We start from the raw sequence: 25,164 nt of genomic DNA, 5'->3' as shown, positions 1-25,164 counted from the left end.
GGCGTGACCGCGAGGAGGGCCATTGTTGCCCCGCGGTCACGCCGTCGGTCCAGGGGGTGGGGAGAGGGAGGCGTCGAGGGACCGTATCGATGCCTCCCCCGCCCCGGGTGTCACCGCCGGGCGAAGGCCGCGACGGGGTTCTTGAGGCTGCCGATCAGCTGGAGGGCCGCCGCCGGGTCGGCGAGGTCGACCATCTGCTTGTTGTTGCGCAGCTGGAGCCGGTTCAGGCAGGACAGCTGGAACTCCTCGGCGAAGAGGTCGTAGCGCTGGAAGCGCTCCGCGAGCTGCGGCATGGACTCCTGGTACTCGTGGCCGCAGTCCGCGACCGCCCGCCAGAAGGTGTCCTCGTCGCAGATGCCCTCGTCCGCCAGGATCGCGCCGAGGAAGCGGAAGAAGCAGTCGAAGACGTCCGTGAAGATCGACAGGAGCTTCATGTCCTCGGGGATGTCCGCCCGGACCCGCTCGACCGCGGGCGGCAGCACCGCGTCCGCGTCCATGATGACGATCTCCTCGGCGATGTCCTTGAAGATCGCCCGCTTCACCAGGCCGCCCTCGATGACGAGGATGGTGTTCTCGCCGTGCGGCATGTACGCGAGGTCGTACTGGTAGAAGCAGTGCAGCAGCGGCACCAGGTAGGCGCGCAGGTAGTGGCGCAGCCACTCGGCCGGGGTCAGGCCCGACTCCGCGATCAGCGCGCCGACGAAGGACCTGCCCTCGGCGTCCACGTGCAGGAGCGAGGCCATCGTGGCGAGGCGCTCGTCGCCCTCGATCCGGTTGACCGGGGATTCGCGCCACAGCGCGGCCAGCATCTTGCGGTACGGGGAGTACCGGTCGGTTGCGCGCTCGTACTGGCGGTGGTGGTAGCCGATCGCCGCGCGCTCGCGGATGATCGAGAAGTCCACCGACTTCAGGACCTTGTCGCCCTCGATCAGCTGGTGCAGCCAGTCGTTGATGGCCGGGGTGGCTTCCATGTACGCGGCCGACAGGCCTCGCATGAAGCCCATGTTCAGGACCGAGATGGCGGTCTTGACGTAGTGCTTGCGCGGCGCGCTCTGATTGAAGAACGTGCGGATCGACTGCTGCGCGAGGTACGCGTCCGGGCCTTCGCCCAGCAGCACCAGGCGCTGGTTCGCGATCTCGGCTGCGAAGGTGACCGTGGTCTTGTTCCACCACTGCCAGGGGTGCACGGGGAAGAGGTGGAAGTCGGCCAGGTCCAGGCCCAGCGCGGTCATCCGCTCGGCGAAGACGGCGATGGTCTCGTCGCCGAGCTCCTCGCGCATGAAGGAGTCGTGGTCCAGGCCCGCGCCCGCCGTGAAGGTGGAGACGTCCTTGCGGGCGGCCACCCACACGAGGTGGACGGGGCTCGCGGTCTCCGGGGCGTACGAGAGGTACTCGTGCACGCCGAAGCCGAGCCGGCCGTTGTTCGCGACGAAGCAGGGGTGGCCTTCGGTCATGCCCGTCTCGATGTCCTGGAAGGAGGACTTCGCGAGGACGTCGGAGGAGACCTGCGGCTTCGTGTACTTGTAGCCGGTGCCGGCCAGGGTGGAGGAGATCTCCTCCAGGTAGACGGGCAGCACCTCGGGGCTCAGGCCCAGGGCCTCGCGCAGCTCGATGTGGAAGTCGAGGGCGTCCAGCTCCAGCTCGGCGCCGTCCCGGTGGCGGGTGATGGAGGCCTCGTCGACCGACCAGTGGTCGAGGGCGTGCAGGACGGCCTTGAAGCGGTACTCCACGGTGGAGTCGTCGCTGAGGACCGAGTAGCGGCCCTCGCCGAGCGGCTTCGGGGTCAGCAGGCGCTCGTGGGAGAACTCCGCGAGGCCCTTGCGGACCAGGGCGCGGTTGGCGCGGGCCCACAGTTCGGGGTTCAGGTGGGCGACGGCGTCGGCGAGGCTCATATGGAGACCCCCTGGGCGGCCGTGGCGGCCTCGAACTGGGCGCGGGTGCAGAAACTCAGGAGGGCTTCCTTCTCCGGCTTGGTGACCTTGCGCTCCGGCACGAAGCCGACGGCCTCGTTCAGGGCGTGCACGGCGGTGTTGGCGACGTCCGGTTCGACGACGACGCGCTCGGTGGCCGGGTCGGCGAAGACCGCGGCCATCACCGTGGTGATGACGGCGCGGGTGAAGCCGTGCAGCGGGGTGTCGCTGGGGGCGACGAGGAAGTGCATGCCGACGTCGCCGGGCTGGGCGTCGTAGAGGCCGACCAGCTCCAGCTCGGAGGGGTCGTAGGTCTCCATGAGGAAGGCGGGGCGGCCCTCGTGCAGGCCGATGTAGGCCTGGTGGTGCTCGTGGGCGGCGATCCTCATGTACTCGCGCTCGACGTCCGGCAGCGACGCGTCCTGCATCATCCAGAACGAGGCCTTCGGGTGGGTGACCCAGCCGTGGAGCAGCTCCGCGTCCGCGAAGGGGTCCAGGGGGCGCACGGCGAAGGAGCCGAGTTCCGTGTCGGTGCGGGAGAAGAGGAGTTCGGTGGTGCTCATCAGAGGGTGCCTTCCGGGGCGGCGAACTGCTGGAACGCGATGGACTTCTCGACCTTGTAGTGCTCGCGGCCGAGGAGCTCACCGACGATGTACGCGTTCCGGTACGCCGCCATGCCCAGGTCGGGCGAGGTGAGGGAGTGGTTGTGGGTGGTGCCGTTCTGCAGGTAGACCCCGCGGCCCGTGGTGTCGATGCTGTAGTTGCGGGCGGCGTCGAGACGGCCGTGTCCGTCGAAGTTCAGCCGGTCGCGCACCGGGTTCAGGAACTCCGGGAAGGTGTACTTGTAGCCGGTGGCCAGGACGAGGCCCTCGGAGGTGAGGGAGAAGTCCCGCTCCTGCTCCTCCTGGCGCAGCCCCAGCGTGTACGTGCCCGTGGTGGTGTCGTACGCGGTGCTGTTCAGGGAGGTGTTGGTCAGCAGGGTGGTCGGGACGGCGCCAGGCATGCTGATCTTCTTCTGGTAGAGCAGGTCGAAGATGGCGTTGATGAGGTCGCCGTCGATGCCCTTGAAGAGGTTCTTCTGCTGGGTCTCCAGCCGGTACCGGGTGTCCTCGGGGAGCGCGTGGAAGTAGTCCACGTACTCGGGGGAGGTCATCTCCAGGGTCAGCTTGGTGTACTCCAGCGGGAAGAAGCGCGGGGAGCGGGTCACCCAGTTGAGCTGGTAGCCGTGGACGTCGATCTCGGCGAGGAGGTCGTAGTAGATCTCGGCCGCGCTCTGGCCGGAGCCGATGAGGGTGATCGACTTCTTCTTCTGCAGCTCCGCCTTGTTCTGCATGTAGGCGGAGTTGTGCAGGAAGTCGCCGCCGAGGCCCTCGCAGGTCGGCGGGACGTGCGGCGGGGTGCCGGTGCCCAGGACCAGGCGGGGGGCCCGGTGGGTCTCGCCCTTGTCCGTGTGGACCTCGTACAGGCCGGCCTGCTCGTCGTAGGTGACCTCGGTGACCGAGGTGGACCAGCGGACGTTGTCGAGGCGGTCGGCGGCCCAGCGGCAGTAGTCGTTGTACTCGGCCCGCAGCGGGTAGAAGTTCTCCCGGATGTAGAAGGAGTACAGCCGGTCCTTGTCCTTCAGGTAGTTCAGGAAGGAGAAGGGCGAGGTCGGGTCGGCGAGCGTGACCAGGTCCGACATGAAGGGCGTCTGCAGGTGGGCGCCGTCCAGGAACATGCCGGCGTGCCACTCGAAGTGCGGCTTCGACTCGATGAAGAGACCGTCGATCTCGTCGAGCGGGGCGGTCAGGCAGGCGAGTCCGAGGTTGAACGGACCGACGCCGATGCCGATGAAGTCGTGGGTCTCAGCGGTGGAGGGCAAGGGATTCTCCCAGGAACTGCTCGGCATGTGCGGCGAGAAGGTCGAGGACGGCCGCGATGTCGGCCGTCGTGGTCTGCGGGTTGAGGAGGGTGAACTTCAGGTACTGCTTCCCGTCCACCTTGGTGCCGGCGACGACGGCCTCACCGGAGGCGAACAGGGCCTTTCGGGCGTGCAGGTTGGCCTCGTCGACGAGGTCGGCGCGGATGTCGCCGCCCTCGGGGACGTAGCGGAAGACGAGCGTGGAGATCTGCGGCTTGACGACGACCTCGAAGCGCGGGTCGGCGTCGATGACGTCCCAGCCGGCCGCGGCCAGGTCGATGACCTCGTCGAAGAGCGAGCCGATGCCGTCGGCGCCCATGACGCGCAGGGTCACCCAGAGCTTGAGCGCGTCGAACCGGCGCGTGGTCTGGATGGACTTGTCGACCTGGTTGGGGATGCGCTCCTCGGCCATGCGGCGCGGGTTGAGGTAGTCCGCGTGGTACGTGGCGTGCTTGAGGGTGTCGCGGTCGCGCACCAGCATGGCGCTGGAGCTGACCGGCTGGAAGAACGACTTGTGGTAGTCGACCGTGACGGAGTCGGCGCGCTCGATGCCGTCGAGGAGGTGGCGGCGGGTCGGGGAGGCCAGCAGTCCGCAGCCGTAGGCGGCGTCCACGTGCATCCACGCGGAGTGCTCGTCGGCCAGGCGGGCGATCTCGGGGAGCGGGTCGATGGACCCGAAGTCGGTGGTGCCGGCGGTGGCGACGACGGCCATCGGGAAGAGGCCCTCGGAGGCGCACTCCTCCAGCTCCAGGGCGAGCACCGCGGTGTCCATCCGGCGGTTGCGGTCGACCGGGACGGAGATGACGGCCTCGTAGCCGAGTCCGAGCATGGCGGCCGACTTCTGGACGCTGAAGTGGCTGGCCTCGGAGGTGAAGATGCGCAGCTTCGGCAGCAGCTCGGCCTTGGTGAGCTCGCGTCCCTCGTCGAGGGCCTTCTTCATGACGAGGCGGCAGGCCTCGTCACGGGCCAGGAGCAGTGCGTGGAAGTTGGACTGGCTGCCACCGGAGGTGAAGATGCCGTCCGCGGCGGGGCCGAGGCCGATGCGCTCGGTGGTCCAGTCGATGAGGCGGCGCTCGATGAGCGTGCCGCCGATGGACTGGTCCCAGGTGTCGAGCGAGGAGTTGACGGCCGAGAGGATCGCCTCGCCGAGCACGGCGGGGATGACGACCGGGCAGTTGAGGTGGCCCAGGTAGCGCGGGTGGTGGAAGTACACCGCGTCGCGCAGGTAGACGTCCTCCAGCTCGTCCAGGACGGCGGCCGCGTCTGCGAGCGGCTTGTCCAGGTCGATCCCGTTGATGACCGGAGCGAGTTCGTCGACGGATATACCGGTGTGGGGCCGCTGCGTGGTCGCGAGTTTGGCGGCGACGCGCTCGACGCCTTCGGTGACGGAGCGCCGGTAGAGGTCCGCGGTCGTCTCGTTCAGCAGATGCGAGCGCATCAACTTTCCTCCGGGCAAGGGGTGGAGAGGGGGTGGGGTGTGGCATGCGACGTTTAGGTTAGCCTAACCTTAGTATTTCGCCAAACGCAGATGGGCCCTGGCTGAAAAGCCAGGGCCCATCTCAACTGCCGTGTGAAAAAAGAAGACTGACTACAGCTCAGACGTCGGGTCCTCACTCGGAGCCTTGCCCGCGTACGCCTCGGCGAGGAGCTGCTCCTCGCTCGCGCCGAGCCTCCAGTAGCCGGTGAAACGTACGGCGCGGCGGTCGACGGATCGTTCCTGCACGAAGTGGCGGCGGACCGCGCGGATCGTGCCCGACTCACCCGCCAGCCAGGCGTACGGAGCTTCGGCCGAGGCGGGTCCGTCCGCGCGCAGCGCGTCCAGCACCCGGTCCGTCCGCTCTGCGCCGTGGCCCTCGCGAACGATCCAGGTGATGTCCGCGACGGCGTCCGTCCGGAGGTCGAGCCGGTCTTCCTCGTGCGGGACCTCGAACCAGGCCCTGACCCGGGTCCCGGCGGGCAGCCGGTCCAGGATCGCGGCCGCGGCCGGCAGGGCGGTCTCGTCCGCGTACATCCAGATCTCGTCGGTGTCGGCCGGCGGCTGGAAGCGTACGGACTTGTTCTCGGACACGGCCGGTCCGATCGCCATGATCCGGCGGCCGGCCACCGCCTGCCCCGCCCAGCGGGAGGCCGGGCTGCTGTCGCCGTGGAGGACGAAGTCGATGTCGACTTCGTCCGCCCCCTCGGGCGTACGGCGCTGCTCGCGCACCGTGTAGGAGCGCATCACCGGCCGCTCCTCGTCCGGCATTCCGCGCCAGGCGCCGAACCAGGTGTCCTCGTCCGTGGACGGGAGCACCGTGTGCTCCTGGCCGGACGCGGGGAGGAAGAGCGACAGGCTCTGGTCGAAGCCGCCCGAGCGGAAGCCCGCGAGGGACTCCCCGCCGAACGTGACCCGCAGGAACGAGTGGCCCAGGCGGCGCGTGCGGAGCACTTCGAGCTCGAAGAACCGGAAGTGTGCGACGGCCGGGGCGTCGGATGCGGTGGCGGTCATGCGGAGAGGTCCCCCTGGGAGTCGGTACGGCCTTGCCTGGCGCCCGGGGTCACCGGGCGCCGTGGGTCAGCTGACCTTCTTGGCGTTCTGGATGGACTTCGCGAGGTCTTCCAGGATCTGCGCGCACTTGTCGTACGAGAAGATCGGCTCGGTCACGCGGGGGGTGACCTGGCCGGCCTTCACGGCGGGCATCTCGGCCCAGGTGGCCTTGGCCTTCAGCTCCTCCGGCTGCAGCGTGCCGGTGCGGTTGTCGAGCAGGACCAGGTCGGCCTTGTACTTGCCGGCGTTCTCCCAGCTCAGGCTCTCGAAGAAGCCACCCTCGTCGAGCTTGTCCGGGGTGATGAACTCGACGCCCAGGGACTTGAAGTACTTCAGGTCGGCCGAGGTCTCCGGGGAGGAGGCGTAGAACAGGTCGGCGGATCCGGAGCCCACGAGGACCTTGATGCCCGGGTTGGCCTTGGTGGCCTCGCGGACCTTCGCGGTGGCGGCCTCGAAGCGGGCCTTGGCGTCCACGGTCTTCTTGGAGTTCATGTCCGCGCCCAGGGACTTGGCGAGGTCCGCGGTGCGCTCCAGCGCCTTGTCGAGGGTGACGTCGCCGCCGACCTTGATCGCGGCGTGCGGGGCGAGCGCGAGGATCTTGTCCTTCGAGGCCTCCGGCACGTACCAGTAGCTGCCGTCCCAGCTGTTGGTGACCAGCAGGTCGGGCTGGAGGGCCGCGTACTTCTCGACGTTGAACTCGTCGTAGACGTTGCCGAGGATCTCGACCTTGGAGATGTCCAGCGAGCCCGCCTGCACGTCGGCCTTGCCGTCGGCGGTCTTGGTCGGGCCGAACACGCCCTTGACCGGGACGCCGTAGTCGTAGAGCGCGGCAGCGGTGCCGGTGAAGGCGACGATGTTCTTCGGCTGGGCCTTGGTGGTGACGTCCTTGCCGAGGTCGTCCTTGAAGGTCCAGGCGGCGGAGGCCGTGGCGCCGTTGTCCTTGCCGCTGTCGCCCTTCGCCGAGTCGGTGCCACCGCACGCGGCGAGGACCGCGACGAGGCCGAGGGCGCCACCGGCCGCGATGAAGCCGCGACGGCTGAAGGAGGAGGTACGGGACTTGGGCATGTCGATGTCCGCTTTCGTGCGTGCAGGGATGGCCGCCTGGGCCGTTCAGCGAGAAGGTTAGCCTAACCTAATGATAAATCCAGCGGTGGGGGAAGATCCGTTCGTGAGGTGGATCACCCTCCCGGAACCGGGGTGACCGGCCGGCGCCCGTACCGCCCGTGACGAGGGCCCGAGTTGGGGGTCTTCGCGCACCGGACGGGGGATCGGCCCGCGTCGGACTCCGCCGGCCCGCGGCCGCGACCGGACCCCGCCCCGTCATCCACGGAATCCGATCACGCGTGTGAATACTGGGCCCATGCGAAGGCAATGGTGGATAGCCGCAGGAGTGAACCTGCTGATGGGAGTGCCGGCCGTCGTGCCGGTCTGGCTCGTCTGGTACGTCGCCGTCAACGGGCCGCTCGCCGACCTCGGCTGGACCCAGCGGGAACCCACGGAGAACGACGGCATGCTGCTCTGGCTGGTGATCGCGGCACCGGTCGTGATCGCGTTCGGGCTGCTGTGGTGGCTCGCCAACGACTTCCTGCGGCGACGGAACACGGCTGCGGCCCGGGTCTACTGGCCGGTGTGCGCCCTGGCGACCCTGGTCCCCACTGCCGCGCTCATCGTCCTTCTCTGACCGTTCGCGGGCATGCCGAAGTCCGGCGCGGGCCCGTGGCCCGCGCCGGACGGCGTCATCAAGTGCCTCGGCCGGTCAGCCGGCGAAGCCCAGCTCGCGCGCGATCAGCATGCGCTGGACCTCGCTCGTGCCCTCGCCGATCTCCAGGATCTTGGAGTCCCGCCACATGCGGGCCACCGGGTACTCGTTCATGAAGCCGTAGCCGCCGTGGATCTGCGTCGCCTCGCGCGCGTTGTCGACGGCGACCGTCGAGGAGTACAGCTTCGCGATCGCCGCCTCCTTCTTGAACGGCTCCCCGGCCACCAGCCGCGACGCCGCGTCCCGCCAGCCGATGCGGGCCATGTGGGCGCGCATCTCCATGTCGGCGAGCTTGAACTGGATGGCCTGGTTGTCGCCGATCGCCTTGCCGAAGGCGTGCCGCTCCTTGGCGTACTTCACCGACTCGTCCACACAGCCCTGCGCGAGACCGGTCGCGAGCGCGGAGATCGCGATCCGGCCCTCGTCGAGGATCCGCAGGAACTGCGCGTAGCCGCGGCCCTCCTGGCCCACCAGGTTGGCCAGGGGGACCCGTACCCCGTCGAAGGACAGCTCACGGGTGTCCGAGGAGTTCCAGCCCACCTTGGAGTACGGTGCGGCCACCGTGAAGCCCGGGGTGCCGGACGGGACGATGATCGAGGAGATCTCCGGGCGGCCGTCCGCCTTGCGGCCCGTCACGGCGGTGACGGTGACCAGACCGGTGATGTCCGTACCGGAGTTGGTGATGAAGCACTTCGAGCCGTTGATCACCCACTCGTCGCCGTCCTTGACGGCGGTGGTGCGGGTACCGCCCGCGTCGGAACCCGCACCGGGCTCCGTCAGGCCGAAGGCGCCGAGGATCTCACCGGAGCACATCTTCGGCAACCACTGCTGCTTCTGCTCCTCGGAACCGAAGAGGTAGATCGGCATGGCACCGAGCGAGACCCCGGCCTCCAGGGTGATCGCGACCGAGGAGTCGACGCGGGCCAGCTCCTCCAGGGCGATGCCGAGGGCGAGGTAGTCCCCGCCCATGCCGCCGTACTCCTCCGGGAAGGGCAGGCCGAACAGGCCCATGCGGCCCATCTCGGCGACGATCTCGTAGGGGAACTCGTGCCGCTCGTACAGGTCGCCGATCTTCGGGGCGACGACGTCGTGCGCGAACGCCTCCACGGTGCGGCGGAGTTCCTCGTGCTCAGGGGTGAGCCGGTGGTCGAGGGACATGGTGTGACTACTCCTTGTGGGAGAGGGCGCGGACGGTACGGGAGGGACTGGGGCGTCCCAGCTGTTCGGCCATCCACACGCTCGTGGCGGTGAGGGCGGCCAGGTCGACCCCGGTTTCGATGCCGAGGCCGTCGAGCATCCACACCAGGTCCTCGGTCGCGAGGTTCCCGGTGGCGCTCTTGGCGTACGGGCATCCGCCGAGGCCGCCTGCGGAAACGTCGACGGTGGTCACGCCGTGCTGGAGCGCGGCGAGGGTGTTGGACAGGGCCTGGCCGTAGGTGTCGTGGAAGTGCACGCCGATCCGGTCGGTGGTGACACCGGCCTCGTTCAGCGCGGCGAGCAGCGCCTGGACATGGCCCGGGGTGGCCACGCCGATGGTGTCGCCGAGGCTCAGCTCGTCACAGCCGAGGTCCAGCAGGGCCTTGGCGACGGAGACGACCTGGTGGACCGGGACCGGGCCCTCCCAGGGGTCGCCGAAACACATCGAGAGATAGCCGCGGACGTGCGCCTTCCCCTCCTTGGCCCGGGCCACGACGGGCTCGAACATGGCGAGGGACTCGGCGACGGTGCGGTTGAGGTTGCGGGACGCGAAGGTCTCGGTGGCCGAACCGAACACCGCGATACGGGTGGCCCCGAGGGCGAGCGCGCGGTCGAGGCCGCGCTCGTTGGGCACGAGGACGGGCAGGTCCGCGGCGACGTCGGCGAGCTGCGGGAACAGCTCCTCCGCGTCGGCCAGCTGGGGCACCCACTTGGGGTGCACGAAGCTGGTGGCCTCGATGGTCGTCAGCCCGGCGGCGGCGAGGCGGTGGACGAACTCCGCCTTCACGGCCGTGGGGACGGCCGCCTTCTCGTTCTGCAGCCCGTCGCGGGCGCCGACCTCGTGGATCCGGACCCGGGCGGGGAGGCCGGGGGCCGGGACGTTCATGGGCAGCCGGTTCACGCGGCGTCCTCCTTGCCCTCGGCCGGGTCCTCGTCGGGGGTGACGACGGCCAGGATCTGGTCCATGGCGACCGTGCTGCCGGGAGTCACGTCCAGCTCGGTGACGGTGCCGGCGTGCGGGGCGGAGATGACGTGCTCCATCTTCATCGCCTCGACGACGAGCAGGCTCTGCCCGGCCGCGACCTTGTCCCCGACGGCCACCTTGACCACGGTGACCGTGCCCGGCATGGGCGCGGCGAGGGTGTCCGCGCCGCCGCGCCCGGCCCCGGTGAGGTTGGCCACGACGGGGTCGTACGCCTGGACGTGCCAGCTGTCCGCGTCCCGGCCCAGCCAGAGCCCCTCCGGGGAGGCGGCGTGGCTGAAGCGGTGCGTGACGCCGTCGAGTTCGACGGTGACGGTGTCCGGGGTGCGGGCGACGATCCGGCCGCGGGCCGGTGCCGCTGCGAGGGCGAGCTCGGTGCCGGAGCCGGTGGTCCTGGTGCGGACCTCCACCGGGTCCGTCCCGGGAAGGCGGAAGTGGTGCACGGTCCAGGCGGGCGTGCCGCCCAGCCGCCAGCCGTCACCCGCGTCGAAGGGGTCGACCCACCGATCCAGCCTCGCCGGCGTTTGAGGCGCGGGTCCGGGCAGAGCCCGGGGGCCCTGCGCCAGCAGCGCCGCAGCCGCGTACACCTCGTCCGGGACCCCCTCCGGCAGGAGGGACGGCAGGTCGCGCTCGACCAGGCCCGTGTCCAGGTCCCCGGACACCACGTCCGGGTGGGCCAGCAGCCTCCGCAGGAAACCGGCGTTGGTCTGCACGCCCAGGATCACCGTGTCCGCCAGCGCCGCCCGCAGCATGCGCAGCGCCGTCGGGCGGTCCGGGCCGTGGACGATGACCTTCGACAGCATCGGGTCGTACGTCGAGCCCACCGGCACGCCCGCCGTCAGCCCGGAGTCGGTGCGCACCGCACCGCCGTCCGGCTCGGACAGGGCCAGCACCGTGCCGCCCGACGGCAGGAACCCGCGCGCCGGGTCCTCCGCGCAGACGCGGGCCTCGATGGCGTGCCCGGTCAGCGTCACCTCGGACTGGTCGAAGCCCAGCCGCGCGCCGGCCGCCACCCGGATCTGCTGCTCGACCAGGTCCAGCCCGGTGATCAGCTCCGTCACCGGGTGCTCCACCTGGAGGCGGGTGTTCATCTCCATGAAGTAGTACGAGGACGGGTCGCCGCCCGGCACGATGAACTCCACCGTGCCCGCACCGACGTACCCGCAGGAGCGGGCCGCGTCCACGGCCGCCGCGCCCATCGCCGCACGCGTCTTCTCGTCGAGCAGGACCGACGGGGCCTCCTCGATCACCTTCTGGTGCCGGCGCTGCAGCGAGCACTCGCGCTCGCCCAGGTGCACCACGTTCCCGTGGGCGTCCGCCAGCACCTGGATCTCGATGTGCCGCGGCCGGTCCACCCACCGCTCGACCAGCAGGGTGTCGTCGCCGAAGGAGGAACGGGCCTCGCGGCGGGCCGCCGCGATCTCCTCGGCCAGCACCGCCTCGTCGCGGACCAGCCGCATGCCCTTGCCGCCGCCGCCCGCCGAGGGCTTGAGCAGCACCGGCATGCCGATCTCCGCCGCGGCCGCGACCAGTTCGGCGTCGGTCAGGCCGCTGCCGGAGGAGCCCGGTACGACGGGCACGCCCGCCGCCTTCACCGTCTCCTTGGCGCGGATCTTGTCGCCCATCAGGTTGATGGCGCCGGCCGGCGGCCCGATGAAGGCCAGGCCGGCGTCGGCGCAGGCCTGCGCGAAGGCCGCGTTCTCGGCGAGGAAGCCGTAGCCGGGGTGGACGGCCTCGGCGCCCGTCCGCTTCGCGGCATCCAGCAGCCGCTCCACCGACAGGTAGCTCTCGGCGGCCGCGGCCGGGCCGATGCGGACGGCCGTGTCGGCCTCCCGGACATGGCGGGCGTCCGCGTCGGCGTCGCTGAAGACGGCCACGGAGCGGATGCCGAGCTGCCGCAGGGTACGGATGACCCGGACCGCGATCTCGCCCCGGTTCGCCACCAGAACAGTGCTGAACATCAGTGAGGTCCTCACGTCACATCACGTCACATACGGAAGATGCCGAAGCCCGAGTCGCCCAGAGGGGCGTTCGCGCACGCGGTCAGGGCCAGTCCCAGCACCTGCCGGGTTTCCATCGGGTCGATGACCCCGTCGTCCCACAGCCGCGCGGTGGCGTAGTAGGCGTTGCCCTGCTCCTCGTACTGCGCGCGGACCGGGGCCTTGAAGGCCTCCTCGTCCTCCGCGGGCCACTCCTGGCCCGCGCCCTCGATCTGGTCGCGCTTGACCGTGGCGAGCACCGAGGCCGCCTGCTCCCCGCCCATCACGGAGATCTTGGCGTTGGGCCACATCCACAGGAAGCGGGGCGAGTACGCCCGGCCGCACATCGAGTAGTTGCCGGCGCCGTACGAGCCGCCGACCACCACCGTCAGCTTCGGCACCCGGGTGCAGGCCACCGCCGTCACCATCTTGGCGCCGTGCTTGGCGATGCCGCCGGCCTCGTAGTCCTTGCCGACCATGAAGCCGGAGATGTTCTGGAGGAAGAGGAGCGGGATGCCGCGCTGGTCGCACAGTTCGATGAAGTGCGCGCCCTTCTGCGCGGACTCGGCGAACAGGATGCCGTTGTTCGCGATGATCCCGACCGGGTGGCCGTGGATCCGGGCGAAGCCGGTGACCAGCGTCTGGCCGAACTCGGACTTGAACTCCTGGAAGCGGGAGCCGTCCGTGATCCGGGCGATGATCTCGCGGGCGTCGTACGGGGTGCGCGAGTCGACGGGGACCGCGCCGTACAGCCCGTACGGGTCCACCTTGGGCTCTTCCGGCGCCTCGACCGACCAGGGCAGGGCCCCGCGCCCGGGCAGGGTCGCCACGATGTTCCGTACGATCCGCAGCGCGTGCGCGTCGTCCTCCGCGAGGTGGTCGGTCACACCGGAGACCCGGGAGTGGACCTCGCCGCCGCCGAGCTCCTCGGCCGTGACCACCTCACCGGTGGCGGCCTTCACCAGCGGCGGGCCGCCGAGGAAGATCGTGCCCTGGTTGCGGACGATGACGGCCTCGTCACTCATGGCCGGTACGTACGCCCCGCCCGCGGTGCAGGAGCCGAGGACGGCGGCGATCTGCGGGATGCCGGCCCCCGACATGCGGGCCTGGTTGTAGAAGATGCGGCCGAAGTGCTCCCGGTCGGGGAAGACCTCGTCCTGCATGGGCAGGAAGGCGCCGCCGGAGTCGACCAGGTAGAGGCAGGGGAGACGGTTCTCCAGGGCCACCTCCTGGGCGCGCAGGTGCTTCTTGACGGTCATCGGGTAGTACGTGCCGCCCTTGACGGTGGCGTCGTTCGCGACGATCACGCACTCGCGGCCGCTGACCCGGCCGATGCCCGCGATGACCCCGGCGGCCGGCGCCGCGCCCCCGTACATGCCCTCGGCGGCCAGCGGCGCCAGCTCCAGGAAGGGCGACCCCGGGTCGAGGAGGGCGTCCACGCGCTCGCGCGGGAGGAGCTTCCCGCGGGCGGTGTGGCGGGCGCGGGCCTTCTCGCCGCCGCCGAGCCGGGCCGCGTCGAGCCGGGCGCGCAGGCCCTCGGTCAGCTCGCGGTGGGCGGCCTCGTTGGTCCGCCAGGCCTCGGACGCCGGGTCCGCGGCGCTCGTCAGCACTGGTGCCTGCTGCATCGGTCGAGCTCCCTTGCTCGTTCCACGCGGTTAATGAGCGTTAACGCTTGTGAGCTCAGGTTAACGACCGCTAACGGCCCTGTCTAGAATGGTTTCCCATGAGCACCAGAGCGGCCGCACCCACCCGTCGCGAGCAGATCCTCAGTGAGGCCGCTCGTCTCTTCGCCGCGCGCGGCTTCCACGGCGTGGGCGTCGACGAGATAGGGGCGGCGGTGGGCATCAGCGGCCCCGGCCTGTACCGCCACTTCGCGGGCAAGGACGCCATGCTCGCCGAGCTGCTCGTCGGGATCAGCGAGCGGCTGCTGACCGGCGGCCGGCACCGCGTGGCGCAGGCGGCGGGGGACCCCGCCCGGGTCCTGTCCTCCCTCATCGACGGCCACATCGACTTCGCGCTCGACGACCGGGCGCTGATCACCCTGCACGACCGCGAGCTCGACCGGCTCCGGGACGCCGACCGCAAGCTCGTACGGCAGCTGCAGCGCCAGTACGTCGAGCTGTGGGTGGAGGTCGTACGGGAACTGCACCCGCAGGTCGGCGAGGCCGAGGTACGGGTCGCCGTGCACGCCGTCTTCGGCCTGCTCAACTCCACCCCGCACCTGGCGGCCCTGGGCCGCGAAGCGGTGGAATCGCTCCTGCGGCGCCTCGCGCACGGCGCGTTCGGGGCGCTGTCGGCATGACCCGCGGCGTCCGCCGACCGGAATGGACGCGCCGTCTCCGCCCCGGCGGCGGCAGAATGGCCCGTATGCCGAAGCCGATAGAGACGCCCGTACCCACCCGCGCCGAGCTCATCGACCACCTGGTCCGTACCCGGATCGCGGGGCAGGTCGCCACACCGCGCGACAACAACCTCAGCCACTACCGCAAGCTCGCCAACGGTGACCGGCACTACTGGCTCGGCCTGGAACTGGGCGACCGCTGGACGGACGAGCAGGACGTGCTCGCGGTGATGGCGGAGCGGTGCGGGGTGGTGGACGACCCGGCGTTCCGGTTCGGCCAGGACACCATCGACCCGGAACTGACCGTGGCCGGACTGGACCGCCTGGCCGCGCGGCTGCGCAAGGCGGCGGCCGACCGGCAGAGCGTGCTCTTCGCCACCGGCCACCCGGGCGGCCTCCTGGACGTCCACCGGGCGACGGCGGCGGCCCTGCGGGCGGCCGGGTGCGAGATCGTCGTCATCCCGCAGGGCCTGGTGGCGGACGAGGGCTCGGTGTGGCAGTTCGCGGACGTCGCGGTCCTGGAGCGGGGTGCGACGCTGTGGCACACCCACTCGCCGGAGCCGATGGCGGCGATCCTGGACGGCCTCACGGCTTCGGGCCGCCCGCTGCCGGACCTGGTCGTCGCCGACCACGGCTGGGCGGGCTGCGCGGCCCAGCGCGGCCTGGACGCGGTGGGCTACGCCGACTGCAACGACCCGGCCCTGTTCATCGGCGAGGCGGAAGGCACCGTCCAGGTGACGATCCCCCTGGACGACCACGTCCGCGACCCGCGCTTCTACGACCCGATGGTGGCGTACGTCCTGGACGCGGCGGGTCTGCTCTGACGGCAGGGCCCCGGACGCGGTGGGCGACCGCGCCGCGGGTGCCCAACAGGCCTACCGGCAGGGCGGTTCCGGCGCTGCCCGACCTGCGGCCACCGACTCCTCGGGGTTCACGCGACCACGAGGGCGGGCGGTGGCCGCACACGCCCTCCCCGGCGACCCGCAGGGTCGGGTTCCCTGGGGGAGCGTCACTCCGAGGCCGAACGCTGGTAGTACTCCGGCGTGCGATCCTGGAGAAGGCGGATCTCAGGGCTGGCGTCATTGCCGCCGAACACGCCCCATACGGTGCAGTCGGAATCCGAGCCCTCGGGCTTGAAGGCTATGGAGAAACCGGGACCCTCGTCGGGAAATCCCCCGAACTTCCACGTGCCGGATCCTGACATGCGGGGATTCTGCTCCCGGTCCCCCGTGGTGGAACAGGAAAGATCGAGGCCGACGTTCGAGGCGCTGAAGTCGCCGTTCTCCGCGATGTGCATACTCCCGCCGTTCCCGCTTTTCCAGTGTCCCGCCAAAGCCGACCGCGCCTTCGGGTCGAAGCGGTCGGTGGGTCCGAAGTCCAGGGAACCCACAAGGAGTACGGCCGCGCCCGCAGTGGCGAGGACGACTGTGGCGACGATGAGGAAGAACCTGTTCCATCTGGTCATTTGGGTCCCTCGAAGTCGTTTCGGTCCGCGGGAATCCTCTTGTAGCTCTCGCCGTCGCCGTCGTCCTGGCGCAGGTACATGCGATCCTGGGATTCCTTCCCCGTCCATATCGCGTACAGGATGCAATGGGCCGGGCGCTCTTTCCCGGTCGGGGATTCGATCTTGACCCCCGGGCGTTCGTCCGGGACCGTTTCGAACGACCACTTTCCGGCACCGGACGCGCGGGGGACTGCGTTCCGCAGATCCTCCGGAACGCAGTACGGATCCTGCGTGATGTTGCTGAACGACACCGCCCCGTCCTCTGTGAACACGATGAGCCCGCCCTTGTTGCTTTCCCAAGTGCCTGCGATGTCCGACGTTTCGAGCTCTTCGTAGCCGAATCGCCCCGACTCGCAGGACGTGACCGCGAAGCCTGCGGCGAGGAGGAACGCGACGACTGCGGAGTGCCGTGAGAATCGTTTCATGATCTCCCTTGTGGTTCGAGGGCGGACGGACGGGGCCCGGCGCCGCCCCGGCGGAGGGCCGCGATCGGCGCGGAGTGGGACAGCCGAATGTCCATCAGTGCTGGTTCCGGGGGGAGTTGATCATGTCGATCATCGCCCACTCGTGCGCATTTCGGAGCGCGACCCGCTGTCAGAGGCGGTGGGTACGGTCGGTTCATGGCGAAGTCTCCGAAGGTGCGCAACCCGCTGTCCGTGCTGGCCGATGATCCTCAAGGGCGTTCCCTCGGGCTGGATCTGCCGCCCGGTGGGCTCATCGACAGGCCCGGGCGGCGGGGGTGGTGGAGGGAGTCCGAGCCGTTGCTGTGGGTGTCCGACGAGGCCGTGGGGGCCGGGGCGCTCACCGCGTACCGGAGTCCGGCGCTGGCCGCCGCCGGGCTGCAGGCCGTGCTGCTCCAGGGGCGCGGCGGGCTGGAACGGTGGTGGCAGGACCGGGAGTTGGTGCCGGACCGGATGTCCGACCCCGGCGACCACCATGTCGAGCCGGTGCTGCGCGAGTTCTGGGGCCGGGTGGTGCCCGACCCGGAGGAGGGCGCGGGGGAGGAGGGCGACGAGCTCATCGCGCCCTTCGGCCGGGACTGGCCCGGGCTCGCGGAGCGGGGGCCCGACGGCGGGCCGGATCCGGAGACCGCGGCCTGCGAGCTGGCGGACGAGCTGATCGTGGGCGGAATCCTGCCGGGCCCGCGGCTCGCGCTGGTCCCCGCCGCCCGGGGTGCCGACGTGCCGACCGCCATGGGCTGGGGCGGGCCGACCAACTTCGAGAACGACACGGCCCTGATCAGCGCCGTGCTCCGGTCCTGGGAGGACCGCTTCGGCGCCCGCGTCGTCGCCCTCGGCTTCGACGAGCTCCACATGTCCGTGGCGGCCCCGCCGCGTACGTCCGCCCACGCGCTCCCCGTCGCCGCGGAGCACTTCGCCCTCTCGCCCGACAACATCTGGCAGGGCTCCGGGAGCATCCGTGCCTACGCCGACGAGGCGGTCACCGGGTGCGGCCACTGGGGGTTCTGGTGGGACTGAGCGGCCGGGCGGACGTCACGCACGCGGGACGCGTACGACACCCTCCTGGATGACCGTCACGGCCAGCCGGCCGTCCTGCGTCCAGATGCGGGCCTGGCCGAGGCCCCGGCCCGCGGCCGCCGAGGGCGACTCCTGGTCGTACAGCAGCCACTCGTCGGCCCGGAAGGGCCGGTGGAACCACATCGCGTGGTCCAGGGAGGCGCCGACGACGTCGCCCACCGCCCAGCCGCCCCGGCCGTGCGCGAGCAGCACCGAGTCCAGCAGGGTCATGTCGGAGACGTAGGTGGCCAGGCACGTGTGCAGCAGCGGATCGGCGCTGTCGAGCTTGCCGGCCGTACGGAACCACACCTGCGAGCGAGGCTCCACGGGCTCGCCGACGCTGCCCCAGGGCGGGGTCGTGGCGTAGCGCAGGTCCACCGCCTCCCGCGTCTCGATCAGCCGCTCGACCGTGCCGGGGTCGCGGAAGATCTCGCGGTACGCGGGCAGCGACTCGGCCGCGGTGGGCAGGGACTCCGGGTCCGGGGCGGACGGCATGGTGACCTGGTGGTCGAGGCCGTCCTCGTACGTCTGGAACGACGCGGACAGGTGGAAGATCGGCTGCCCGTGCTGGACGGCGACGACCCGGCGCGTGGTGAAGGAGCGCCCGTCGCGGATCCGGTCCACCGTGTAGACGATGGGCGCGGAGGTGTCCCCGGTGCGCAGGAAGTAGGAGTGCAGCGAATGCGCGATGCGGTCCGCGGGGACGGTCCGGCCGGCCGCGACGAGGGCCTGGGCCGCGACCTGGCCGCCGAAGACGCGCGGTACCAGCGAAGGCCGGCTGGTACCGCGGAAGATGTTCTCCTCGATCTGCTCGAGGTCGAGCAGATCGAGGAGCGTCGTCAGTGCCTGGTTCATGGGGGAAGGGTAGGTGCCCGAATCCCTTACAGACCCATGGACTTGGCGATGATCGACTTCATGATCTCGCTGGTGCCGCCGTAGATGCGGTTGACGCGGTTGTCGGCGTACAGGCGGGCGATCGGGTACTCGTTCATGTAGCCGTAGCCGCCGTGCAGCTGGAGGCAGCGGTCGATGACGCGGTGCGCGACCTCGGTGCAGAACAGCTTCGCCGAGGCGGCCTCGGCCGGGGTCAGCTCGCCGGCGTCCAGGGCCTCCAGGGCGCGGTCGGCGACGGCCTGGGCGGCGTCCACCTCGGCCTGGCAGGCGGCCAGCTCGAACTTGGTGTTCTGGAAGTGCGCGACGGGCTTGCCGAAGACGGTGCGCTCCGTGACGTACTGCTGGGCGAACCGGACGGCCGCGGCGGCCTGGGCGTACGCACCGAAGGCGATGCCCCAGCGCTCGGAGGCCAGGTTGTGGCCGAGGTAGTAGAAGCCCTTGCCCTCTTCGCCGAGCAGGTCCTCGACCGGGACCTTCACGTCGACGAACGCCAGCTCGGCGGTGTCGGAGGTCTTCAGGCCCAGCTTGTCGAGCTTGCGGCCGATGGAGTAGCCCTCGGCCTTGGTGTCCACGGCGAACAGGGAGATGCCGAAGCGGCGGTCGTCCTCGCTCGGGGCGGAGGTACGGGCGCAGACGATCACGCGGTCGGCGTGGACGCCACCGGTGATGAAGGTCTTGGAGCCGTTGAGGACGTAGTGCGTGCCGTCCTCGGAGAGCTTGGCGGTGGTCTTCATGCCCGCGACGTCGGAGCCGGTGCCCGGCTCGGTCATGGCGAGCGCCCACATCTCCTCGCCGGAGACGAACTTCGGCAGGAAGCGCTTCTTCTGCTCGTCGTCGGCCAGCATCTTGATGTAGGGCAGGGCGAGCAGCACGTGCACGCCGGAGCCGCCGAAGTTCACGCCCGCGCGGGAGGTCTCCTCGTAGAGGACGGCCTCGAACTTGTGCGTGTCCAGGCCCGCGCCGCCGAACTCCTCGGGCACGTTGATCCCAAAGACGCCCAGCTCGCCGAGCTTGTAGTAGAAGTCGCGCGGCGCCTGACCGGCTGCGAACCACTCGTCGTAGACCGGGACGACCTCGGCCTCGACGAAGGCGCGGATGGTCTCGCGGAATGCCTCGTGGTCCTCGTTGAAAACGGTACGGCGCACAGCCGGCTCCCTTCGGTCGCGGCGGTCCGCCGCCATGCCTAAGCGCTTGCTCAGGATAAGTTACCGGCCAGTCAATCTGGCTGTCCAGAGCCGGGGCCCCGCAGAAAGGGTGGGCTGGCTCACCCCGGCCCGCCGCCGGCGCCCCCGGCGGAGGGGGCTCGTCCGCGCCACGGTGGCCGGAACGTGGCCGGAATGCGCTCAAGAATGCCTTGTTCGTGGTCTCACGTACCGATTCGCCCTCCCCTAACCTGCCCGGCATGCCACTTTTCCGGAGAGCGAAAAAGGCCGCCGGCGCGGGCGGGGGAGCGGGCGCGGGAGTGGGCGGGCCGGGCGGGCCGGACGCGTCCCCGGTACCGGGCTGGTGCGCGTGGTTCAGCCCGGCCGAATGGCACGCCTTCGAGGAGCTCCTCAACGACGTCTTCCTGGACGGGAACAGGTCCGGGCCGCCGATGCGCTTCGGGGAGCACCGCCACCTCTCGCTCGCCGCCGAGGGAGAGCCCGGCGCACCCCTGGACCTCGCGGAGATGGCCGAGCTGGTCCGGGCCCTGCCACAGGCGAACTGGCGGTCGGCCACCGTCTCCTTCCTGAACCGGAAGCAGCGGCTCGCCGAGCGGCGGCGCGAACTGCACCGGGCGGGCTTCGCCGAGGTCCGCCACCTGCTCATGCCCAGGCTGGTCACGGTCGACTCGGTGGGCGAGGGGCACGCGGTGGCGACGGCCCTCACCGAGGAACTCGCGGCCGTGGTGATGATCCACGTGGACGGGGACTTCTCGGCCCCCGTCCCGCCCGACCAGTTCCGCTCCTGGCGGGTGGACGAGGCCGAGGTGTGGGCGGCCGCGACGGCCAACCTCGATGCCGCGCCGGTCACCCTCCAGTACAACGAGGACGAGAACCCGCTGGTGAACGTCGAGGGCGAGGGCGGCTACACCTCGACCCACCTGCTGCGCGCCGCCGCCCTCGTCGACCGTCCGGCACCCCTCGGCATCCTCGCGATGGTCCCCTACCACGGCCACCTGATGCTGTGGGCCGTGGAAGGGCCGGATCTGCACACCTGCGTGATCGCCTACGGTCCGCTCGTCCGGAAGATGTGGGAGGACGCCCCGGAGGAGTACCGGCTGAGCTCGCGCCTGCTGTGGATCGGTGAGGACGGCATCGAGTCGGTCGGGGTCGACCCCTCGCCCGAGGGCAGCAAGGAACCCGGCGTGATCACCGGATCCGCCCGTTTCGTGGAGATGCTCTCCTCCTTCCGTCCGCCGGACGACTACCCCGGCTGATCCGGGCCGCGGCCGGTGAACCGCAGCGCGAACCACAGCTCCATCCGCACGTCCGGGTCGTCCAGGTTCCGGTCGAGCAGTTCGGCGGCACGGCCGACGCGCTGGCGGACGGTGTTGCGGTGGACGCCCAGGGCGGCGGCCGTACGGTCCCAGCTGCCGTGGTGGCCCAGCCAGCCGCGCAGGGTCTCGCGCAGGGCGGGGGAGAGCGGCCCCAGCAGGGCCTCGGCGTGGGCGCGCGCCTCGGCCTCGCCGACCAGGCCCGCGAAGCCGGGGTCGGTGTGGTGGGCCAGCGCGGTGCGGGCCGCCTCCGCGCGCCGGAGGGCCCGCGCGGCCTGGGCGTCGGCGGTGCCCAGACCGGAGGGCGCGGCCGGCGCGCTCACCCCGAGCCGCCAGCCGGGCTGCGCGGCGGGCTCCCGGTCCGTGAGCAGCCGTACGCCGCCCTCGTGCGGGTCCAGCAGTACGGTGCCCAGCGCGGCCGCGAGGGCCTGCGCGTCCAGGGCCTGCGGTTCCCCGGACCCGCGGGCGTGGACGGCGTACCAGGGCCCGCCCGGCAGGGCCGCGGCCGGATCCCCGTCGAGCAGCAGCCGGGTCAGCGCGGCCGCCTCCGCCCCGGCGGGCCGGTCGGCGGTGAGCAGGGTCAGCAGCACGGCGGCGATGGAGGCGATGGTGTGGTCGCCCGGAGTCCGGACCGGGGTGGCCAGGGCCAGGACCCGGCCCCCGCCCACGGCGTACGCGGCCAGGCGGCCGGCGCCCAGGGAGTCGGTGGCGGTGGCCGCGGAACCGGGGGCCACCCGGCGTGCCAGGGCGTACACGGCGTCGAGCACGTCCCCGCCGGGGGCGGTCCCGGCGGCCGCCGTGGCCGCGGCGGGCGCGGCGGGTGCGGTGGCCGCCGGGGCGAGCAGGGCGGCCCAGCCGCCGAGGCTCGCCGCCAGGCGGGACAACACCGCCGGGACCGGATCCGGGCGGGCCGCGGCCGCCGCCAGGGCCTGCTGGGCCTCGGCGACCCGGCGGAGCTCCCGCGTACGGGCCTCCGCCGCCAGCCGCCCGACGGTACGGGCGACCGCCGTGAAGGGGGTCCCCGGCGGGACCTCGACGAGCGAGAGGCCGTACCGCTCGCACGCCCCGGCCAGGCCGGGCGGGACCACCTCGTGCACCGGGGTCACGCCGAAGCCGAGCGCGGCGGCTCCGGCCCGCGCGAGCCGGCCGGCGTAGGCGTCGGCACCGGCCTCGGTCAGCGCCGCCCCGGCCGTCAGCAGCAGCTCGCCGCCCAGCAGGTACGGGGACGGGTCCGCCATCTCGGAGGCGTGCACCCCGTGCACCTCCGCCGTCCGGGGCCCCGCGAGGTGGCGCAGCCCGAGCGCCCGCTCGGCGAGGAGCCCGTCGAGGAGCACGGTCGGGGTGAGCGGCTCCCCGGCGGGGCCGCTGCCGTGCTCCGGATCGAGAGGAGCGGCGGTCATGGATGCTCCATACATTTCAGCTCTGCCAGATGGATGAAACGTACACTCCCCACCCTCGGGTGGCCCGCTTACGCTCGAAGTACCGCACCCGTCAGGCCAGAGAAAAAGAGGCACAGCCATGAGCACGCAGCCGCGCGGCCCCGTCGACTCCTCCCGCATCCCGCGCTACGCGGGCCCGGCGACCTTCGCCCGTCTGCCCCGCCTCGACGAGGTCGGCGGCAAGGCCGACGTCGCCGTCGTCGGCGTGCCCTTCGACTCCGGCGTGTCCTACCGCCCCGGCGCCCGCTTCGGCGGCAACGCCATCCGCGAGGCCTCGCGCCTGCTGCGCCCGTACAACCCGGCCCAGGACGCCTCCCCGTTCGCGCTCGCCCAGGTCGCCGACGCCGGTGACATCGCGGCGAACCCCTTCAACATCAACGAGGCCGTCGAGACGATCGAGGGCGCGGCCGACGAGCTGATCGGCAACGGCTCCCGTCTGATGACCCTGGGCGGCGACCACACCATCGCCCTCCCGCTGCTGCGTTCGGTCGCGAAGAAGCACGGCCCCGTCGCGCTGCTCCACTTCGACGCGCACCTGGACACCTGGGACACCTACTTCGGCGCCGAGTACACCCACGGCACGCCGTTCCGCCGCGCCGTCGAGGAGGGCATCCTCGACACCGAGGCGCTCTCCCACGTGGGTACGCGCGGCCCGCTGTACGGCAAGCAGGACCTGGACGACGACGCCAAGATGGGCTTCGGCATCGTCACCTCGGCCGACGTCTACCGCCGTGGCGCCGACGAGGTCGCCGACCAGCTGCGCCAGCGCATCGGCGACCGCCCGCTGTACATCTCCATCGACATCGACGTGCTCGACCCGGCGCACGCGCCCGGCACCGGCACCCCCGAGGCGGGCGGCATGACCTCCCGCGAGCTGCTGGAGATCATCCGCGGTCTGTCCTCCTGCAACCTCGTTTCCGCCGACGTCGTCGAGGTCGCCCCGGCGTACGATCACGCCGAGATCACCTCGGTCGCGGCCTCGCACACCGCGTACGAGCTGACGACGATCATGTCGCGACAGATCGCGCAGGCGAAGGGCAAGTAAGCGAAGTGACGCACGACCACGACCTGGTACTCCGTCCCACCGAAGCCCAGAGGGCGGCCGCGCTCGCGCCGCCGCCGGGGCGGACGGGCGGGGACCTGGTCGTGGAAACGCTGCGCGGCCTCGGTGCGACCACCGTCTTCGGTCTGCCGGGGCAGCACGCGCTCGCCCTGTTCGACGCGGTCGGCCGCTCCGACCTGCGCCTCGTGGGCCTGCGTACGGAGAACAACGCGGGCTTCGCGGCCGACGCGTACGGCCGGATCACGGGCGAGGCGGTGCCGCTGCTGCTCTCCACGGGCCCGGGCGCGCTCATGGCGCTGCCCGCCCTGGCGGAGGCGGCGGCCGCCTCGGCCCCGGTCCTCGCGATCTCCTCCCAGGTCCCGGTGGCGGGTCTGGGTGGCGGCCGGCGCGGGCACCTGCACGAGCTGCGGGACCAGTCGGCGTCCTTCCGGGACGTGGTGAAGTCCGTCCACACGGTCCGTACCGCCTCCCAGATCCCCTCCGTGATCGCCGAGGCCTGGGAGTCGGCCCTGACCGCCCCGCACGGCCCGGTGTTCGTGGAGGTCCCGGAGGACGTGCTGCGGGCGGAGACCGTCATCCCGCAGGTCACGGGCGTGGACGCGACCCCGCACGAGCTCGCGCCGCGGCCCGAGCTCACGGCGCTCGCCGCCCACTGGCTGGAGAACGCCGCCCGTCCGGTGATCATCGCGGGCGGCGGTGTCGTGCGCTCCGACGCGGCGGGCAAGCTGAAGCAGCTCGCGGAGCGCCTGAACGCACCCGTCGTCACCACGTTCGGCGGCAAGGGCGCCTTCCCCTGGACCCATCCGCTCTCCCTCCAGTCCTGGCTGGAGGACCGTCACATGACGGACTTCCTGGAGGACGCGGACGTCCTGCTGGTGGTCGGCTCGGGCCTCGGTGAGCTCTCGTCGAACTACCACACGTTCTTCCCGACCGGCCGGGTCGTCCAGATCGAGGCGGACCTCGGCAAGCTGGAGTCGAACCATGCCGGCCTCGGCATCCACGCGGACGCCCGGCTGGCGCTGCAGGCCCTGCTGGAGACGGTGTCCGAGCGCGAGGACGCCGGTGCCCCCGAGCGGGTCCGTGCCGTACTGGCGGACATCGCGGCCCGCCTCGCCGCCCAGGACGTGGCCCTGGAGCAGGAACTGCTCGGCTCGATCAGGGCCGCGCTGCCGGCCCGCTCCCCGTCCTTCTGGGACATGACGATCCTGTCCTACTGGGCCTGGTCCGCCTTCGACCCCAAACACCCCAACACCATGCACTCGGCCCAGGGCGCGGGCGGCCTCGGCTACGCCTTCCCGGCGGCCCTCGGCGCGTGCGTCGCCGAACCGGACACCCCGGTACTGGCGGTCTCCGGCGACGGCGGCGCCATGTACTCGGTCGCGGACCTGGCCACGGCCCGGCAGCACGACCTCGACGTCACCTGGCTGATCGTCGACGACGGCGGCTACGGCATCCTGCGCGAGTACGGCTGCGAGGCCGGCACCGAGCTGGCCGGCCCCGACTTCGTGACCCTCGCGCAGTCCTTCGGTGTGCAGGCCTCCACCACCACCCCGGAGTCCCTGACCGCCGATCTGAAGAAGGCGCTGGCGACCCCGGGCCCCTCGGTCCTGGTCCTCCCGGCCGCCTTGAAGATGTTCGCCCCGACGCATCTCTGAGGGGCGGCCGAGCGTCCGGGA

Annotated in this window: 22 protein-coding genes; 7 read left to right on the top strand and 15 right to left on the bottom strand. The window is 71.3% G+C overall.

Features of this window, described 5'->3' with window-relative positions:
- Positions 1-110: 110 nt before the first annotated feature.
- The 6 genes from DEJ51_RS11600 to DEJ51_RS11575 all read right to left on the bottom strand — a co-directional run bounded on the left by DEJ51_RS11600 (position 111) and on the right by DEJ51_RS11575 (position 7,402).
- Positions 111-1,892 (bottom strand): IucA/IucC family protein, encoded by a 1,782-nt coding sequence (locus tag DEJ51_RS11600; protein WP_150257531.1) that lies wholly within the window; start codon positions 1,890-1,892, stop codon positions 111-113.
- Complete coding sequence (locus DEJ51_RS11595; protein WP_150257530.1) at positions 1,889-2,473, bottom strand: GNAT family N-acetyltransferase; 585 nt, start codon at positions 2,471-2,473, stop codon at positions 1,889-1,891. The genes DEJ51_RS11600 and DEJ51_RS11595 overlap by 4 nt, the downstream gene beginning before the upstream one ends.
- Positions 2,473-3,771 (bottom strand): lysine N(6)-hydroxylase/L-ornithine N(5)-oxygenase family protein, encoded by a 1,299-nt coding sequence (locus DEJ51_RS11590; protein WP_150257529.1) that lies wholly within the window; start codon positions 3,769-3,771, stop codon positions 2,473-2,475. Before DEJ51_RS11590 ends, DEJ51_RS11595 begins: the two co-directional genes overlap by 1 nt.
- Positions 3,755-5,248, bottom strand: coding sequence for a pyridoxal phosphate-dependent decarboxylase family protein (locus tag DEJ51_RS11585; RefSeq protein ID WP_150257528.1), 1,494 nt, complete (start codon positions 5,246-5,248; stop codon positions 3,755-3,757). The genes DEJ51_RS11590 and DEJ51_RS11585 overlap by 17 nt, the downstream gene beginning before the upstream one ends.
- A gap of 150 nt (positions 5,249-5,398) precedes the next feature.
- Positions 5,399-6,298 carry a siderophore-interacting protein gene (locus DEJ51_RS11580; protein ID WP_150257527.1) on the bottom strand — a complete coding sequence of 300 codons (900 nt, stop codon included), beginning with the start codon at positions 6,296-6,298 and terminating at the stop codon, positions 5,399-5,401.
- Between the two features lie 66 nt (positions 6,299-6,364).
- Positions 6,365-7,402 (bottom strand): ABC transporter substrate-binding protein, encoded by a 1,038-nt coding sequence (locus DEJ51_RS11575; protein WP_150257526.1) that lies wholly within the window; start codon positions 7,400-7,402, stop codon positions 6,365-6,367.
- A 295-nt stretch (positions 7,403-7,697) separates the two neighbouring features.
- On the opposite strand from DEJ51_RS11575, the gene DEJ51_RS11570 reads away from it, so the two are divergent.
- Positions 7,698-8,018 (top strand): hypothetical protein, encoded by a 321-nt coding sequence (locus DEJ51_RS11570; RefSeq protein ID WP_190620321.1) that lies wholly within the window; start codon positions 7,698-7,700, stop codon positions 8,016-8,018.
- Positions 8,019-8,093: 75 nt separating this feature from the next.
- Here DEJ51_RS11570 and DEJ51_RS11565 read toward each other — a convergent pair whose 3' ends face one another.
- From DEJ51_RS11565 to DEJ51_RS11550, 4 genes are read right to left on the bottom strand one after another with little or no spacing between them, the layout of a single operon-like run.
- Positions 8,094-9,254, bottom strand: coding sequence for an acyl-CoA dehydrogenase family protein (locus tag DEJ51_RS11565; RefSeq protein WP_150257525.1), 1,161 nt, complete (start codon positions 9,252-9,254; stop codon positions 8,094-8,096).
- A 7-nt stretch (positions 9,255-9,261) separates the two neighbouring features.
- On the bottom strand, positions 9,262-10,179 hold the full coding sequence (locus DEJ51_RS11560) for a hydroxymethylglutaryl-CoA lyase (protein ID WP_150261836.1): 918 nt from the start codon (positions 10,177-10,179) through the stop codon (positions 9,262-9,264).
- 11 nt (positions 10,180-10,190) lie between these two features.
- A complete protein-coding gene (locus DEJ51_RS11555; RefSeq protein ID WP_150257524.1) occupies positions 10,191-12,236 on the bottom strand; it encodes an acetyl-CoA carboxylase biotin carboxylase subunit in 2,046 nt (681 codons plus the stop codon).
- A gap of 26 nt (positions 12,237-12,262) precedes the next feature.
- Positions 12,263-13,879 (bottom strand): carboxyl transferase domain-containing protein, encoded by a 1,617-nt coding sequence (locus DEJ51_RS11550; RefSeq protein WP_150257523.1) that lies wholly within the window; start codon positions 13,877-13,879, stop codon positions 12,263-12,265.
- Positions 13,880-13,977: 98 nt separating this feature from the next.
- Here DEJ51_RS11550 and DEJ51_RS11545 point away from each other — a divergent pair, with 98 nt between their 5' ends.
- Together DEJ51_RS11545 and DEJ51_RS11540 are read left to right on the top strand one after the other, a co-directional pair.
- The gene (locus tag DEJ51_RS11545) at positions 13,978-14,556 is read left to right on the top strand and encodes a TetR/AcrR family transcriptional regulator (protein WP_150257522.1); all 579 of its coding nucleotides are present in this window, start codon (positions 13,978-13,980) and stop codon (positions 14,554-14,556) included.
- 56 nt (positions 14,557-14,612) lie between these two features.
- Entirely contained in the window at positions 14,613-15,419 is an 807-nt protein-coding gene (locus DEJ51_RS11540) for a phosphatase (protein WP_150257521.1), read from the top strand.
- Positions 15,420-15,604: 185 nt separating this feature from the next.
- On the opposite strand, the gene DEJ51_RS11535 is transcribed toward DEJ51_RS11540, so the two are convergent.
- Together DEJ51_RS11535 and DEJ51_RS11530 are read right to left on the bottom strand one after the other, a co-directional pair.
- Positions 15,605-16,060 (bottom strand): hypothetical protein, encoded by a 456-nt coding sequence (locus tag DEJ51_RS11535; RefSeq protein WP_150257520.1) that lies wholly within the window; start codon positions 16,058-16,060, stop codon positions 15,605-15,607.
- Positions 16,057-16,524: a hypothetical protein gene (locus DEJ51_RS11530; protein ID WP_150257519.1), complete on the bottom strand. Its 468-nt coding sequence runs from the start codon at positions 16,522-16,524 to the stop codon at positions 16,057-16,059. Before DEJ51_RS11530 ends, DEJ51_RS11535 begins: the two co-directional genes overlap by 4 nt.
- A 195-nt stretch (positions 16,525-16,719) precedes the next feature.
- On the opposite strand from DEJ51_RS11530, the gene DEJ51_RS11525 reads away from it, so the two are divergent.
- Complete coding sequence (locus tag DEJ51_RS11525) at positions 16,720-17,577, top strand: DUF4253 domain-containing protein (RefSeq protein ID WP_150257518.1); 858 nt, start codon at positions 16,720-16,722, stop codon at positions 17,575-17,577.
- Positions 17,578-17,592: 15 nt separating this feature from the next.
- On the opposite strand, the gene tesB is transcribed toward DEJ51_RS11525, so the two are convergent.
- Together tesB and DEJ51_RS11515 are read right to left on the bottom strand one after the other, a co-directional pair.
- On the bottom strand, positions 17,593-18,471 hold the full coding sequence (gene tesB / locus DEJ51_RS11520) for an acyl-CoA thioesterase II (RefSeq protein ID WP_150257517.1): 879 nt from the start codon (positions 18,469-18,471) through the stop codon (positions 17,593-17,595).
- 26 nt (positions 18,472-18,497) lie between these two features.
- Positions 18,498-19,655: an acyl-CoA dehydrogenase family protein gene (locus DEJ51_RS11515; protein ID WP_150257516.1), complete on the bottom strand. Its 1,158-nt coding sequence runs from the start codon at positions 19,653-19,655 to the stop codon at positions 18,498-18,500.
- Between the two features lie 257 nt (positions 19,656-19,912).
- Here DEJ51_RS11515 and DEJ51_RS11510 point away from each other — a divergent pair, with 257 nt between their 5' ends.
- On the top strand, positions 19,913-20,929 hold the full coding sequence (locus DEJ51_RS11510; RefSeq protein WP_150257515.1) for a hypothetical protein: 1,017 nt from the start codon (positions 19,913-19,915) through the stop codon (positions 20,927-20,929).
- Here the strand turns inward: DEJ51_RS11510 and DEJ51_RS11505 are convergent.
- Positions 20,917-22,386, bottom strand: coding sequence for a PucR family transcriptional regulator (locus tag DEJ51_RS11505; RefSeq protein WP_150257514.1), 1,470 nt, complete (start codon positions 22,384-22,386; stop codon positions 20,917-20,919). The genes DEJ51_RS11510 and DEJ51_RS11505 overlap by 13 nt on opposite strands.
- Before the next feature lie 118 nt (positions 22,387-22,504).
- Between DEJ51_RS11505 and speB the strand changes: the two genes are divergently transcribed.
- Together speB and DEJ51_RS11495 are read left to right on the top strand one after the other, a co-directional pair.
- Complete coding sequence (speB, locus tag DEJ51_RS11500; protein WP_109782357.1) at positions 22,505-23,470, top strand: agmatinase; 966 nt, start codon at positions 22,505-22,507, stop codon at positions 23,468-23,470.
- A 5-nt stretch (positions 23,471-23,475) separates the two neighbouring features.
- Positions 23,476-25,143 carry a thiamine pyrophosphate-binding protein gene (locus DEJ51_RS11495; protein WP_150257513.1) on the top strand — a complete coding sequence of 556 codons (1,668 nt, stop codon included), beginning with the start codon at positions 23,476-23,478 and terminating at the stop codon, positions 25,141-25,143.
- The last annotated feature ends 21 nt before the right edge of the window (positions 25,144-25,164 follow it).

It is taken from the genome of Streptomyces venezuelae (genome assembly GCF_008642275.1).
In the GTDB taxonomy this organism is placed as follows: domain Bacteria; phylum Actinomycetota; class Actinomycetes; order Streptomycetales; family Streptomycetaceae; genus Streptomyces; species Streptomyces venezuelae_E.
This window is presented reverse-complemented; position numbering and strand designations above follow the sequence as displayed.